The following is a 13,884-nucleotide window of genomic DNA, read 5'->3' as shown; positions in this document are numbered from 1 at the left end:
TCAAAAGCTGATAAAGGGCTTGCAAAACAAGCCCTAAAAGCCAATCTGAATGACTTAGGTTTTGGATTTTCTAAGTTTTAGGATTTGTAAAGCTTAGGATTTGGTGCAGTCAAGTAGCACGCTGTTGTCGGCTTTTAAGACCTGCGCTTTGTTGCCATCCACCACAAGGGTCATCGGCTTGTCCTCGCCTTCAATGCCATTATCCGTGGTGAAATGCTTTGTGTTTGCTGTGTCTTGATTTAGGTCGTAGGTGATGTCATCTGTGGTCAGATGTGCTTCGATCTCGCCTTCGTGGTCATGAATGGCGATGTGGACGGTTTTGTCACCGCATTGATAAGCATCCCCTGCGTCATGGCTGTGATCGTGTGCATGACCGTGGCTATGATCATGACTGTGGCTGTGACCGTGCGCATGGTCATGTGCGTGTTCTGCGTGCTCATGCTCACCATGTTCATGCTCGCCTTCTTGGGTGTGTAGTGGCGCAGCTTGGGTGGCTGGCGCTGTTTCGGTAGCTGCGCTTGGTGTTTCGGTGTCGGCAGGTTTTTTGTCGCAAGCTGCCAGCAGTAGGGCGCAGCTAAGTGATGCAACAATGACTTTGTTCATGATTTATCTCCAATGTTTAAAATAATGCTATATTATAATGAATTTTTCACAAAAAGAAAATGCTTAAAAAATACATAAAAAATCGCCAAATCTTATGGCGTCTGATCAATGTCATCCGATAAGATAAATAAAACTTGGCGATGGCTTGCTAGGGCGCTTTATTTGCCGCCATTTGCCCGATACAGCGCATTGACTTCCACTTTTTGACCGTTTGGCAATTCACAAATATTGACTTGTTTGCCATTGACAGTGGTGGGATTGATAAAGCCTTTTTGCTGTAAGCAAAATTCGGTGGCAGGGGTAGAAATACCGACCACTTTAACATCGGTGGGAATGACGCTGATAGAACAAGCGGTTAAGATTAAAAGGGCGGTGAGGGGGAATAAAAGTTTCATAAAGCACCTATTGAGTGGTTGGGTTAATTGTCATTACTATTTTCTTGGTTGGTAAAGTCTTTACTGTCCACCAAATAAAAATAGCCTTTATCATCTATTTTGTAACTATTTTCTTGGGTGGGGTCGCCATCGTGAAAATCGGTTACTGTGATTTGTTCTTTTTGTAATGCAGAAGTAGTTTTTGACCAGCTTTCAGCAATTTCATCATAAGCAATATTAAGTGTATCAATGATATTGCCGTTTTTGTCAATATTGATAAGATGAGTGATAAGTTCGTGTTCATTTTCTGTATTAGAAAATGTCATTATTAAACTTGTAATGTCAGGATTGTATGAAACCTTACCCAAAATAACAATCTCTTTGGCGGTAGGATAAAGTCCAGCAAAGAATTTGGCTTGGTTTTTATTTAAATAAGTGAATTGTTCATAATTATCAAAGTCAATCGCCACTTCTAAGGGTAAGGGTTTTTGGGGAATGGTGGTTAAATCAAATGAATTTGTGAATTCATCAAATTTAAAATAAATTTTATAATAATCACTGTCATCGGTTTCTTTATTTTTTGTAACTTTAATATAGGCGATTTGATTACTTTCAAAAAACCCAAATTGATAACCACAAATCTCCAGTTGATTATCCTGTTTGCTAATGGTTTGGTTAAAAATATCATCTAAACGAATAATGGCTACCCATTCATTGTTAATATATTTTTCAACAAAAGGATAAGCACAGCCTTCGTATGCCGTGCCAGAAAAACGATAGAGTTTATTGGGGGAGGCAAAAGAATTAAGTCTATAAGTACCAATAAGTTTACCTGTATTTAGACTAATACCAGAATAACCATCGTCCATGATAATGGATAAAGTATTTTCATCTGCATTATAAAATTCAAAATCCGCTAAGAGTTTGACGGTATTGCCATTTTTTGCATTAATTTGAGTAATTAAGTCATTTTCATCAACTTCTATCACGCCTTTTAATGCCACTTTGGCATGATTGATGTCATCAAATCCTGTGGTAATGGTTGAATTTTCTATTGATAATTTGTCTAATGCTTTGGTAAAATCTTGCTCGCTGATTTTTTCAATCAATAAAGGATAATCATCAATGACAAACCCATTATCAAAAATATCACCTGTCCTTGTTTCTTTTGGCTTATTGGTTTCTTGTTGGATTTCTTTATTGTCTTGAGGTGTAACTTCTATTAAAGGGGTGGTATTTTGTTGTTTGACTTGGTTATTATCCAATTGTGATTTTGTATCTTGCCCTTGATTATTATGGCAGGCGGTGAGTAATAATAGGGCGGTTAGGGGTAAGGCGATTTTCATAAAAACTACCTTATTTATTTCAATAATAATTTATAATAAAGGGCATATATCCATACACCCTTTATTTTATCAAATCATATTTTACACATTAAATCTAAAATGCATCACGTCGCCGTCTTGGGTGATGTAGGTTTTGCCTTCTAGGCGAGATTTGCCTGCTGCGGCTGCACCTTTTTCGCCGCCATACTCGATGAAGTCGTCATAAGCGATGACCTCAGCACGGATAAAGCCTCGCTCAAAGTCGGTATGAATCACGCCTGCCGCCTCCGGCGCGGTGGCACCGACTTTGACCGTCCAAGCGCGCACTTCTTTGACGCCTGCGGTGAAATAGGTTTGTAGGTTTAGTAGCTCGTAGCCAGCTCGAATCACACGATCCAAACCTGCCTCCTCCATGCCCATGCCTTCCAAAAACTCTGCTTTTTCTTCTTCGTCAAGCTGAGCGATTTCCGCCTCGATTTGGTTACAAAGTGGCACGACGATCGCATCTTCACTGGCGGCAAATTCACGCACTTGATCCAGATATGGATTGTTTTCAAAGCCGTCCTCAGAGACATTGGCGATGTACATCACAGGTTTTAGGGTGATTAGACCGTATGATTTGATGAGTTTTTTCTCGTCGTCGTCAAGATTTGCCATACGAGCAGGTTTACCGTCCGCCAAGAATGGCTCAATTTTTTGGAACACGGCTAGGGCAGCTTGAGCGTCTTTGTCGCCGCCTTTGGCTTTTTTGTTTAGGTTGGTGATGGCACGAGTAACCGCATCCAAATCCGCCAATGACAGCTCGGTGTTGATGGTCTCGATGTCCGATAGCGGATTGACACGACCATCGACATGAATGACATTGTCATCATCAAAGCAGCGAACCACATGGGCAATGGCGTCGGTTTCACGAATGTTGGCAAGAAATTGGTTGCCCATACCTTCGCCCTTGGATGCGCCTGCTACCAAGCCTGCGATGTCCACAAATTCCATACTGGTTGGAATGACTCGCTCGGGTTTTACGATATTTGCCAATGCTTTTAGGCGTGGATCTGGCACAGGCACGATGCCAGTGTTTGGATCTTTGGTACAAAATGGAAAGTTTTCTGCTGCAATGCCTGCTTTGGTTAAGGCGTTGAACAAAGTAGATTTGCCGACATTTGGCAAGCCGACGATACCGCAATTAAAGCCCATGATATTCTCTTTTTGATGGTTAATTTGATGGTTGCTAAGTTAAAAAGGTCAAAAACCAATCTGTCTATTATACCAAATCTAACCGATAAATGCTTGCTAATATTTTGTTTGCTTATGGCGAATCACACCATAAATCACCATCAAAATTAGGCAGATTGTTATGGTTGCAACAAAATAATGCGTATCTGAAAATTGACTAATCATCAAAGCACCGAACATCGGACCTAAAGCACTACCAAGCTCGCTAAATGCTGCTGCACCAAAATAACTGCCACGCAGACCTGGTTTGGCAAAGCTATCAATATGCACACTGATGGTAGGGATGACAATAACTTCAGCAAGACTGAACACAAAAAATGCCGCCGCCCACGCCAATATCGACTGTTGATCCATCACTAAAAACAAGACTTGAGAGGCGAATAAACAGAGCAGCCCAATCTGGGTGCGAGTGCTAATATCCAATCGTTTGAATAATTTTAACAGTGGAAACTGCAACACAACAACCGTCACACAGTTCACCACAGTTAAGAGTACAATCAGCTGTGCTGCATCATTACCCATGAGTGCTGTGATGAGCTGTGGCACGGTAGCACTTGCCTGTGAATAAACAATCAGAATCAAAAAGATGGCAATCAGCAAGGTCAAAAACAGCAAGTCTTGGCGGATGACATTGAGTGTGCTATGAAAGCTTGGCAGGGTCTCTGTACGCACTGGGCGTGTGTGATCAATCAGGCGATATATCCAAATACAAAAACAAAAATAAGCAATGCCTGTGAGTGTGAACAGCGTGTCAGCATGGCGAAGCCCCGCCCAGAGTCCAAGTAGTGGTCCGATCGCACCTGCAACATTGATCAAAAAATAGCGGATATATAACGCAGTCTCTCGATCTGACGGCTTGACAAGCTGGTTGCACATGATGGTCTTGCCGACAACTTCGACGAGTGGACGCACCAGACCGAGGCACGCCATGATGGTAAAATACTGCCAAAAACTATTGGCAAAGGGCAATAGCACATAGCATACCATGCCAACCAGACAGCCTGTCATCAGTAAGGGTTTTTCGCCAAATTTATCCGCCAAATAGCCGATATATACTGCCGATAACGCCGCAATGCCTGCTGAAAATCCTAAAATAATCCCCACGCCCATCGCAGACACACTAGGGTGATTATTCAAAACGATAATCAAAAATGGCCACGACATAAAGTAACTGATACGCACCACAAAAATGCCTGAGAGCATCGCCCAAACGGTTTGGTTGAACTGAGCAACAGCTGGATGGCGGCTTAGAAGCTTGGATATAGACATGGCTGGGTCGGCAAAAAAAGCACATTATAGCGTGAAATCAGTCTGATAGCCATGAAAAGGGCACAAAAAAAAGCCACTGAGTTATCAAGAGCTTTTGGTGTCTAAGATACCAGCCAAGCCTGAAAAATACGACAAGTTGTAAGGTTGATGCTACGCACCGTTTTTTTATTACAAACCCTTTAATGATGCGTGATACACACCATACGCCCAAAATCAACTTTGTGATAATTTTGAAGTTATTTTGGTATAGATATATTCAAATCAATGTCTTATCATGGATTTTGTACAAAAATATTTCATGCAAATTTTGCATAAATAAACGGGTTTTATTGATAAGTATTATTTTTTATAATATCAACTTTTATTTTTAATATATAATCAATAAAGGATGGTGATGGAAATATTTTTTGGTAAAAGGCTGTAAATTGCCAAAAAAATTGGTATAATCCGTCTGGTTAATTATTTTATCTTTTCCCTTAACTCATTAGCAAAAAAGGATATTCCTATGGCTATCGAACGCACTTTATCTATCATCAAGCCAGACGCAGTTGGCAAAAACCACATCGGCGACATCGTTGCTCGTTTTGAAAAAGCTGGTCTTAAGCCAGTTGCGATGAAATATAAGCACCTAACTCAAGCAGAAGCAGAAGGTTTCTACGCTGAGCATAAAGAGCGTGGTTTCTTTGCTGACCTAGTGGCATTCATGACTTCTGGTCCTGTTGTGGTGTCTGTACTAGAAGGCGAAAATGCCGTTCTAGCGCATCGTGATATCCTAGGTGCGACCAACCCACAAGAAGCTGCTGCTGGTACGATCCGTGCAGATTTTGCTGTCAGCATTGACGAAAACGCTGCTCACGGTTCTGACTCTGTGGCATCTGCTGAGCGTGAAATCGCTTACTTCTTTGGTGCTGATGAGATTTTCCCACGCACTCGCTAATCCGTGCTGGCAAGATTGATTTTTTGCACAAAAAAGCGACTGTCGTTTGGCGGTCGCTTTTGTTTTTTTAAGAAATTGCTAAGATTATAATAGGGAAGTAAAGTAATGATCATTTATCCTGCCAAGCTCAAGCAAGGTGACCACATTCGCATTGTCAGCCCGTCATCATCTATCGAGAGAATTGGCGGTTTTGATGCCAATCTATCTGCCAAAGACCGACTGGAGCGTCTGGGTTTTCGGGTGTCTTTTTCAAAGAATTATCATGCCAATGATTTGTTTTATTCTGCCAGCATTGATGAGAGAGTGGCGGATTTGCACGATGCTTTTGCCGATACAAGCGTGCAGGCGATTTTGGCGACGATTGGTGGGTTTAATTGTAATGAATTATTGCCTTATTTGGATTATGAGTTGATTCGAAAAAATCCAAAAATCATCTGCGGTTATTCGGATACCACAGCTTTATTGCATGCGATTTTAACACAAGCAGGCGTGGCAACTTACATGGGGGCGAATTATTCATCGTTTAAAATGAATGAATTGCAAGATTATCAAAGCAAGGCTTGGCTTTTGGCAATGACCAATCATCAGTACGAATTAGTACCATCTGAGCAATGGTCAAGCGATGCGTGGTTTTTGCCAAATGCCCAGCGAACTTTTTATCCAACAAAGTGGCGTGTTTATACACATGGGTGTGCATCGGGTCGGATTATTGGCGGTAACCTTGCTACTTTTGCCTTGCTTAATGGCACGCCTTATGCACCAAAAGTGGCACAAATGGACGAAGGCTATGTGTTATTTTTGGAGGTAGGTGAGGGCTATGACAGATACGGCATCTTGCGTCAAATGACAGCGATTTTGCAAGTGTATCCCAATCCAAACGCACTGTTGCTTGGGCGTTTTCCAAAAAAATGCCAGATGAGCGACGAGGTGTTGCGGTTTATTTTGGATAAATATCCACAATTAAAAACAATCCCTGTGATGACAGATTTGGATTTTGCACATACGCAGCCTTTGTTTACTTTAACATTGGGGGCGATGGCAAGCATTAATACGCATCGTTTATCCATCAAAATCCATGAATGCTAAGCCAAAAATTATGACTTTAGGGTAAAAATTTAGTATAATAGGTCGTTTTATTTCTTATTTTTGATAAAAAAGCCATGTCAATTAGCCAAAAAATCCCTGTTGTTAATTCATTTAATCCTGCTCAAATTGATGAGTGTGATGATTTGTCTAAAAAAACCAACCTTTTGGGTATGTCCAAAGCCGAGCTTGAACAGTTTTTTGAGCAATTGGGGGAGAAAAAATTCCGTGCCACGCAAGTGATGAAATGGATTTATCAATATGGCGTGACCGATTTTTATCAGATGACCAACATTTCCAAAAAACTGCAAGAAAAATTGCACGAAATGGCGTGTGTCACACCGCCTACGGCCAAATACAAAGAGTTTAGCAATGACGGCACTCGCAAATGGGTCTTTGAAGTGGCGGGCGGTTCGTTGGTTGAGACGGTGCTGATTCCTGCCGAGGATGGTAAGCAGTTTGGGCGAAAGACTTTGTGTATCTCATCGCAGGTGGGCTGTGCGTTGGATTGTTCATTTTGTAGTACAGGCAAACAAGGCTTTGAGCGAGATTTAACGCCCAGCGAAATCATCGGTCAGCTGTGGGTCGCCAACCAATCCTATATGGAGGATGTGCCTGTCTTGGAGCGTGAAAATCGTGTTACCAATGTGGTGATGATGGGCATGGGCGAGCCACTTTTGAACTACGACCCTGTGGTGGCGAGCATGAGTCTGATGCTTGATGATCATGCTTTTGGCTTATCAAAACGCCGTGTTACCTTATCCACTTCGGGCGTTGTGCCAAAAATGTACGACCTTGCCAAAGACATTGATGTGGCACTTGCCATCAGCCTGCACGCTCCCAATGATAAGCTTCGTGACGAGCTTGTGCCGATTAACAAAAAATATCCGCTAAGTGAGCTAATTAAAGCCGCCAAAGCCTATGTGTATGACGAAAATCCACGCCACAAAAAGCATGTAACCATCGAATATGTGATGCTTGCTGGGGTCAATGACAGCGATGAACACGCTCGTCAGTTGGCAAATTTGCTGGACGGCTTACCAAGTAAGATTAACTTGATTCCGTTCAATCCATTTCCGCACGCGCCGTATGACCGCTCAAGCAACAACCGCATTCACGCTTTTAGCAACATTTTAAATAATGCAGGCTTTGTTTGCACCATTCGCCAAACTCGTGGCGATGACATTGATGCGGCGTGCGGACAGCTGGTTGGACAAGTTGCCGACCGCACTCGCCGAGCCAAAAAATGGCAAGAAAGCATTGAAAAGCGCCAGCCGAGCGCTTGATGGATTTGCTAAATATATTGGCAAAATCATAAAAGACTTGCTAGAATGATGGGGCGATGGTGAAACGGATGAAACAAAAAGCCTTTAAAATAAGTGTGGTGGCGGTGCTTAGCGTCATGCTGTGGGCGTGCCAAAGTGCTCAGCACGGCTCAGGTCATGCCAGTGATTATGGTAAAAATAATTTCACCGACAAAACGCAGGTTGCTAAGATTCGTACGCAGATGGCAGGGCAGTTTATTTTGGCAGGCAGGCTGGACGATGCCAAGCGTCAGCTGGACATGGCGATGGCGGCTGATGACAGGTTTGCCCCAAGTCATGACATGATGGGCGTGCTGCTGCAAACCGAAGGCAGTCAGCAAAACCTTGCCAAAGCGGATGGGTTTTTTCGTATGGCGATTCGCTTGGATGCTGATTTTATGCGTGCTTATAATAATTATGGCGTGTATTTGGTGCAGGCGGGGCGAGCGGCGGAAGCGGTCGGTTATTTTGAGCGGGCGGGTAGTACTTTGGGCTATGAAGGGCGCATTCAAGCTTTGGAGAATCTTGGCTTTGCCTTGATGACGCTGGGCGATAAGGCGCGTGCAGAGGCGGCGTTTTACCGTGCCATCGATGGTGGCAGCCTAAACCTTCTGGTGTATGAGCAGCTGCTGACCCACCTGATTGAGCGGGGTAATATCACCCAAGCCAAGGCGCTACTTGATGGGCTTTATCGTCAAGCGCCGATCACTGCTTGGCATGAAAAATTGCTCGTCTTGGGCATTCATATCGCCAAGCAGACGAACGATGAGCCAAAACAGCTGATGCTTGTGCAGATGCTTTTGGATAAGTATCCTAAGGGCGGTCAAGTGACATTGAGCGATGTGGGACATTAGCTCGGTTTTGTCCGAATGAATATTTAAGATTTTTTAATATTTTTATTAAAAAATGTAACCTAACAAATGTGATGATTGGAGTGTATGAGTGGCTAATCAAGCAACCAACGAGCCAAAACCAACCAGTATTTTTGGCAGCCGCCTAAAAAGCGCACGCACAGCAAAAGGCGTAACAATTGACGAGGCATCTCGTGAGCTGAATGTCTTAAAGCGTTATTTACAGGCATTTGAAGAAGAAAATTTTGACGCCATGCCAAAATTTGCCTTCGCCAAGGGCTTTATCATTAATTATGCCAAATATCTGGGTCTGGACGCAAACGACATTGCGCTCAGCTTTGAAAAGGCGTACCCCAGCACGCTACGCCAGACGAAGGCAAGCGACATCAAGGCGCCACTGGTGCCAATGGGGACTTTGCAGCGAGATCGTTCAAAGCTGCGTTTTAATCCTGCGCTGATCATCGGTGCATTGGCTTTGCTTGCTTTGGCATTCATTTTGTTAAAAGTCATTAGTAATGCCATCAAGGATGATGAGCCTCGCCCAGAACGGCATTCATCGGTCATGACGCAAAACGATCAGGCGGTGGGTGCGGCGATCACCAGTAGCGTGGCGTCTGTGGAAGTGCGTTCTAAGGGCGATGTGAATGTCGTCATCACTGATGCGTCTGGCAATGTGCTGTTGCAGGGTAATCAGCCACGAGGCAACTACACCATTCAAGGGGCGGTGCCGATGAAAGTTGAGATTGATAATCCTGCGCAGGTGGATTTGAATTTTAATGGCAGTGCGGTCAAGCTGGGTGAGCACATCACCAATGGCAAAGCGTCTTTGACTTTGCAATAAATTCGTCGCAGGCGGTCGTCTTTTTTTGGGCGACTGTCTGTATTTTGGTTGATTTTGCCAAAAAACTCTTATAAAACAACAGGATAAAGCGTTCATTATGTCTCATCATTCTCCCATCATCCGCCGCCCCACTCGCAAAATCATGGTCGGTAATGTCGCCATCGGTGGCGATGCGCCCATTTCCGTGCAGTCCATGACCAACACCGACACTTGCGATGTAGAGGCGACGGTTGCTCAGATTCAGCGCTGTGTCGATGCAGGGGCGGATTTGATGCGAGTGTCCACACCAACGATGGAGAGCGTGGCGGCGTTTGGCGAGATTCGTAAACGGGTCAATATTCCCCTGATTGCCGACATTCATTTTGATTATAAAATTGCCTTGGCGGTGGCGGAAAATGGGGCGGACTGCTTACGCATTAACCCTGGTAACATCGGTAACGAACAAAAAATTAAAGAAGTTATTGCCTGTGCCAAACATCACGGCTTGCCGATTCGTATTGGCGTGAATGCTGGCTCACTTGAAAAAGACTTACAAAAAAAATATGGCGAACCGACAGGTGAGGCAATGCTAGAATCTGCCATGCGTCATATTGACATTCTTGACCGCCACGATTTTTTTGATTATAAAATTTCGGTCAAGGCGAGCAATGTTTTTTTGACGATGGACGCTTATCGCTTGATTTCTAAGCAGGTGGATTGCCCACTTCATCTTGGCGTTACCGAAGCAGGCGTGTACCGCACAGGCACGGTAAAAAGTGCGATTGCGCTCGGCGGACTTTTGCTTGAAGGCATTGGCGATACCATGCGAATTTCGCTCGCCGCCGAACCCGAAGAAGAGATTAAAATCGGCTTTGATATTTTAAAATCTTTGGGCATTCGTAGTAATGGCGTAAATTTTATCGCTTGCCCATCTTGTAGCCGCCAAGAATTTAATGTCATTAAGGTAATGACTGAGCTTGAAGCACGATTAGAGGACATTCGTGAGCCGATGGATGTGTCGGTGATTGGCTGTAAAGTCAATGGACCTGGCGAGGCAAAGGAAGCTGACATTGGCGTGGTGGGGGCAAATCCTAACAGCCTAGTGTATAAAAATGGCGATAAAAGTCATTTGATTGACACCGCCAAACTGGTGGACGAAATTGAACAAATGGTACGGGAAAAAGCAAAGGCTTTGGCAGATAAAAGGGCGAATGAGATTTTAAGGGTTTCGCAATAAGGGGGTGATGAAAGCTTAACCCATATCATCAAAACTCTAAAAAGAAATTAATGAGAGTATGCCTATGTTAAAATATGTCATTTTATTATCTGCCTTGTTATCTGTAATGCCTACAATGGCAGAGATAGTGAATATGCGTGTTGCTAGTGGTGAAGCCAGGTATTATAAAGATTTTCTTGTTTATCAGACTAGCAAAGGTTTTAATGATATTACAGAAAATCAAAAGGTTTGTTTTTTAAATAAAGATAATTTTTGGTTGTATTCATATACTATTGAAAAAATCTTAAAAGATAACTTTACAGAAGCTGAAATCAGAACACTAAGACAACTACATACTCATTCATATTCATTTTTTGCCCATGAGTTTATGCGGATGGGGTTAACGCCAGAACAGGCATTGGAAAAACTTAAAAATCGTCAAGCCGATTATGTTTTCAATAAATATTATTCTATTACAGATAAAGAAATTGAAGGTCGTTATCAAGAAGCAATCGCTGATTTACAGAAAGCTATTGATAGTGGTGCATTACAAAAAGCAAATCAATCATTTGCTAATACAGATGCTTTTAATGAAACACAAAAGGCTAGATTTAACGAAATGATAGCAGAAGCAAAACAAAAATGTCGTATTAAGTGAGTATTTAAAGCAAATATTTAATTGGTTTTTTGGGTGTAAAATAATGAAAAATTTAACACTTGTATTGTTAAGCGGTTTATTATGGGCGTGCACCCCAAATACACACCCTAACACACCCCAAGAGAATTTGACAGTGCAAAAGCCAACCGAACAGGCAAGCCCTTATTTTTCTTGGGGTTTACAAGCTGGTGGTGAAGGGAATACTCCTGCTTTTTTGGGTCGTGTAGTGTTGGAAAATCGTTGTTTATTGATTAAACACGATGACGGTCAATATTCAATTCCCGTATTTCCTGATGGCATTACCAGTTGGAATGAACAAAAGCAAATTTTGACCATATATAATGACGAGTATCGTTTGGGCGATCACATCTTTACCAATTATTTGCGTCACGAACCTTATTCGGCGAAAAAGCAGCACCAATTTATCAAACAAGCCAATACACAATGTTTGCAAGAAGGGCGAAATATTGTATATTTAGGCACAATGTTTGATAAAAAATTTGCCGCACCGCAAGGTCAATATTTTGCCTATCCTTTTGAAGATAAAGGCGAGGCAGAGGTTGAGCCCGCAGGCTTGACAAAGCTTGAAAACAAAAATGGTTGTTTGGGATTGAGTGATGACTATTTAACTGTTTTTCCAAGTGGTGTTACACATTGGGATAGCGAAAAACAAGCATTGATTATTCGTGGACATGAATTTAAAGTGGATGATTGGATTTTTTCCAATGGATTTAATGAAATTACTTATGATGAAAGCCAACCTTTTGAATTTGCCCAAATTGCCGCACCTTATTGCTTGGAAAATGGCATGACTTTGCGGATATTAAGAACGCAAATTAGAAAATTAAGCACCGATGAAATGAAAGATTTTGCCCCAAATTTAGTGGGTAAATAAATCAATGTGATTGTGATACAGGATCTAAAAAATGAGTAAAATTACCGCCATTCGTGGCTTTAACGATGCCTTGCCAGACGATACACAAAAATGGCGTCAGGTTGAGAAGATTTTAAGCGATGTGCTGGACGGCTATGGATATAGCCAGATTCGTCTGCCGTTGGTGGAGGAGACGCAGTTGTTTGCTCGTGGTGTGGGCGAGGCGACTGATATCGTTGAAAAAGAAATGTTCGGCGTGGTGCATGGCGGTAAGGCAGATGGCGAGAGTGCGTCATTTACCTTGCGTCCAGAGGGGACGGCAGGCTGTGTGCGTGCAGTGATTGAACACAATATGCTCAGAGGCGATGCACCGAAATTGTGGTACATCGGTCCGATGTTCCGTTATGAGCGACCACAAAAAGGGCGTTATCGTCAGTTTCATCAGCTGGGCGTGGAAGTTTTTGGCAATGAACTGCCTGATGGTGAGGCGGAATTGATTGCCATGACTCATCGTTTTTGGCAAAAATTAGGCATCGCCGATCATGTCAGCTTGCAATTAAATACATTAGGCGAGGCAAGCGAGCGTCTGGCGTACAAGCAAGCACTGGTGGCGTATTTGACCGAACATAAGGACGCACTTGATGAGGACAGCCAGCGTCGCCTTGACACCAATCCTTTGCGAATCTTGGATTCTAAAGACGAAAAAACCCAAGTGATTTTGCAAAATGCTCCGAAACTGAGCGACTTTTTGGGCGAGGCGAGCAAGGCTCATTTGGAGCAGGTCAAGGCTTATCTGACGGCACTTGGCGTAGAATTTGAGCTGAATGACAAGCTGGTGCGTGGTCTTGATTATTATAATAAGACCGTCTTTGAATGGGTAACTGATAAATTGGGCTCACAAGCAACCGTCTGTGGTGGTGGTCGTTACGATGGCTTGGTGGGTGTATTAAAAGGCAAACCTGAGCAGTCCGAGCCTGCGGTGGGCTTTGCGATGGGGCTTGAACGCTTGATGCTACTCATTGAGGCAGTGAATCCGATGACCGCCCAAGCAGAGTGCGATGTGTTTGTGGTGGCGCATCCTGAGGTTTATACACAGGCGATCATCTTTGCCGAAGAACTTCGTCATGAGCGCAGCGATTTGCGTATTAAGATGGCAAACGGCTCAAGCCTAAAATCCCAATTTAAAAAAGCAGACAAGTCAGGTGCAAAATACACGGTCGTCTTGGGTCATGATGAGATTGAAAAAGGCGTGATTGCTGTCAAAGACATGACCACAGGTGAGCAAAGCACCCAGCCAAAAGATTGGTTTTTTAGTCACTGATCGCTTTATCATTCAT

General features: G+C 43.1%; 14 protein-coding genes. 9 read left to right on the top strand and 5 right to left on the bottom strand.

Translation table 11 applies throughout. The features are described from left to right. Nucleotides 1–93: 93 nt before the first annotated feature. From LU290_RS06660 to LU290_RS06640, 5 genes are all read right to left on the bottom strand, one after another. On the bottom strand, nucleotides 94–603 hold the full coding sequence (locus LU290_RS06660; RefSeq protein ID WP_277807830.1) for a hypothetical protein: 510 nt from the start codon (nucleotides 601–603) through the stop codon (nucleotides 94–96). A gap of 158 nt (nucleotides 604–761) precedes the next feature. Further along, nucleotides 762–998, bottom strand: a complete 237-nt coding sequence (locus LU290_RS06655) for a putative hemolysin (protein ID WP_277807829.1) — start codon at nucleotides 996–998, stop codon at nucleotides 762–764. Nucleotides 999–1,021: 23 nt separating this feature from the next. Continuing rightward, a complete protein-coding gene (locus LU290_RS06650) occupies nucleotides 1,022–2,323 on the bottom strand; it encodes a hypothetical protein (RefSeq protein WP_277807828.1) in 1,302 nt (433 codons plus the stop codon). Between the two features lie 81 nt (nucleotides 2,324–2,404). Continuing rightward, on the bottom strand, nucleotides 2,405–3,496 hold the full coding sequence (ychF, locus tag LU290_RS06645; protein WP_277807827.1) for a redox-regulated ATPase YchF: 1,092 nt from the start codon (nucleotides 3,494–3,496) through the stop codon (nucleotides 2,405–2,407). Between the two features lie 96 nt (nucleotides 3,497–3,592). Then, the gene (locus tag LU290_RS06640; RefSeq protein WP_277807826.1) at nucleotides 3,593–4,804 is read right to left on the bottom strand and encodes an MFS transporter; all 1,212 of its coding nucleotides are present in this window, start codon (nucleotides 4,802–4,804) and stop codon (nucleotides 3,593–3,595) included. A gap of 505 nt (nucleotides 4,805–5,309) precedes the next feature. Here LU290_RS06640 and ndk point away from each other — a divergent pair. The 9 genes from ndk to hisS all read left to right on the top strand — a co-directional run bounded on the left by ndk (nucleotide 5,310) and on the right by hisS (nucleotide 13,868). Beyond that, the gene (gene ndk, locus LU290_RS06635; RefSeq protein WP_078254263.1) at nucleotides 5,310–5,741 is read left to right on the top strand and encodes a nucleoside-diphosphate kinase; all 432 of its coding nucleotides are present in this window, start codon (nucleotides 5,310–5,312) and stop codon (nucleotides 5,739–5,741) included. A gap of 105 nt (nucleotides 5,742–5,846) precedes the next feature. After that, nucleotides 5,847–6,827 carry a S66 family peptidase gene (locus LU290_RS06630; protein WP_277807825.1) on the top strand — a complete coding sequence of 327 codons (981 nt, stop codon included), beginning with the start codon at nucleotides 5,847–5,849 and terminating at the stop codon, nucleotides 6,825–6,827. A gap of 74 nt (nucleotides 6,828–6,901) precedes the next feature. Continuing rightward, on the top strand, nucleotides 6,902–8,110 hold the full coding sequence (rlmN, locus tag LU290_RS06625; protein WP_277807824.1) for a dual-specificity RNA methyltransferase RlmN: 1,209 nt from the start codon (nucleotides 6,902–6,904) through the stop codon (nucleotides 8,108–8,110). A gap of 68 nt (nucleotides 8,111–8,178) precedes the next feature. Next, on the top strand, nucleotides 8,179–8,982 hold the full coding sequence (locus LU290_RS06620; protein WP_277807823.1) for a pilus assembly protein PilW: 804 nt from the start codon (nucleotides 8,179–8,181) through the stop codon (nucleotides 8,980–8,982). Nucleotides 8,983–9,070: 88 nt separating this feature from the next. Further along, the gene (locus LU290_RS06615; protein ID WP_277807822.1) at nucleotides 9,071–9,820 is read left to right on the top strand and encodes a helix-turn-helix domain-containing protein; all 750 of its coding nucleotides are present in this window, start codon (nucleotides 9,071–9,073) and stop codon (nucleotides 9,818–9,820) included. 97 nt (nucleotides 9,821–9,917) lie between these two features. Continuing rightward, nucleotides 9,918–11,036: a flavodoxin-dependent (E)-4-hydroxy-3-methylbut-2-enyl-diphosphate synthase gene (ispG, locus tag LU290_RS06610; RefSeq protein ID WP_277807821.1), complete on the top strand. Its 1,119-nt coding sequence runs from the start codon at nucleotides 9,918–9,920 to the stop codon at nucleotides 11,034–11,036. A gap of 64 nt (nucleotides 11,037–11,100) precedes the next feature. Then, nucleotides 11,101–11,673: a globin family protein gene (locus LU290_RS06605; RefSeq protein ID WP_277807820.1), complete on the top strand. Its 573-nt coding sequence runs from the start codon at nucleotides 11,101–11,103 to the stop codon at nucleotides 11,671–11,673. 43 nt (nucleotides 11,674–11,716) lie between these two features. Then, nucleotides 11,717–12,568, top strand: a complete 852-nt coding sequence (locus LU290_RS06600; RefSeq protein ID WP_277807819.1) for a hypothetical protein — start codon at nucleotides 11,717–11,719, stop codon at nucleotides 12,566–12,568. Between the two features lie 31 nt (nucleotides 12,569–12,599). Then, the gene (hisS, locus tag LU290_RS06595; RefSeq protein WP_277807818.1) at nucleotides 12,600–13,868 is read left to right on the top strand and encodes a histidine--tRNA ligase; all 1,269 of its coding nucleotides are present in this window, start codon (nucleotides 12,600–12,602) and stop codon (nucleotides 13,866–13,868) included. The last annotated feature ends 16 nt before the right edge of the window (nucleotides 13,869–13,884 follow it).

The organism is Moraxella nasibovis (assembly GCF_029581575.1).
In the GTDB taxonomy this organism is placed as follows: domain Bacteria; phylum Pseudomonadota; class Gammaproteobacteria; order Pseudomonadales; family Moraxellaceae; genus Moraxella; species Moraxella nasibovis.
The sequence above is the reverse complement of the archived record's forward strand: the minus strand, read 5'-3'. Positions and strand labels throughout refer to the sequence as shown.

What these genes read in the sequence shown, in the direction of transcription:
- LU290_RS06660 (WP_277807830.1), bottom strand. Translation starts at nt 603, where the DNA reads ATGAACAAAGTCATTGTTGCATCACTTAGCTGCGCCCTACTGCTGGCA.
- LU290_RS06655 (WP_277807829.1), bottom strand. Translation starts at nt 998, where the DNA reads ATGAAACTTTTATTCCCCCTCACCGCCCTTTTAATCTTAACCGCTTGT.
- LU290_RS06650 (WP_277807828.1), bottom strand. Translation starts at nt 2,323, where the DNA reads ATGAAAATCGCCTTACCCCTAACCGCCCTATTATTACTCACCGCCTGC.
- ychF (WP_277807827.1), bottom strand. Translation starts at nt 3,496, where the DNA reads ATGGGCTTTAATTGCGGTATCGTCGGCTTGCCAAATGTCGGCAAATCT.
- LU290_RS06640 (WP_277807826.1), bottom strand. Translation starts at nt 4,804, where the DNA reads ATGTCTATATCCAAGCTTCTAAGCCGCCATCCAGCTGTTGCTCAGTTC.
- ndk (WP_078254263.1), top strand. Translation starts at nt 5,310, where the DNA reads ATGGCTATCGAACGCACTTTATCTATCATCAAGCCAGACGCAGTTGGC.
- LU290_RS06630 (WP_277807825.1), top strand. Translation starts at nt 5,847, where the DNA reads ATGATCATTTATCCTGCCAAGCTCAAGCAAGGTGACCACATTCGCATT.
- rlmN (WP_277807824.1), top strand. Translation starts at nt 6,902, where the DNA reads ATGTCAATTAGCCAAAAAATCCCTGTTGTTAATTCATTTAATCCTGCT.
- LU290_RS06620 (WP_277807823.1), top strand. Translation starts at nt 8,179, where the DNA reads ATGAAACAAAAAGCCTTTAAAATAAGTGTGGTGGCGGTGCTTAGCGTC.
- ispG (WP_277807821.1), top strand. Translation starts at nt 9,918, where the DNA reads ATGTCTCATCATTCTCCCATCATCCGCCGCCCCACTCGCAAAATCATG.
- LU290_RS06605 (WP_277807820.1), top strand. Translation starts at nt 11,101, where the DNA reads ATGTTAAAATATGTCATTTTATTATCTGCCTTGTTATCTGTAATGCCT.
- LU290_RS06600 (WP_277807819.1), top strand. Translation starts at nt 11,717, where the DNA reads ATGAAAAATTTAACACTTGTATTGTTAAGCGGTTTATTATGGGCGTGC.
- hisS (WP_277807818.1), top strand. Translation starts at nt 12,600, where the DNA reads ATGAGTAAAATTACCGCCATTCGTGGCTTTAACGATGCCTTGCCAGAC.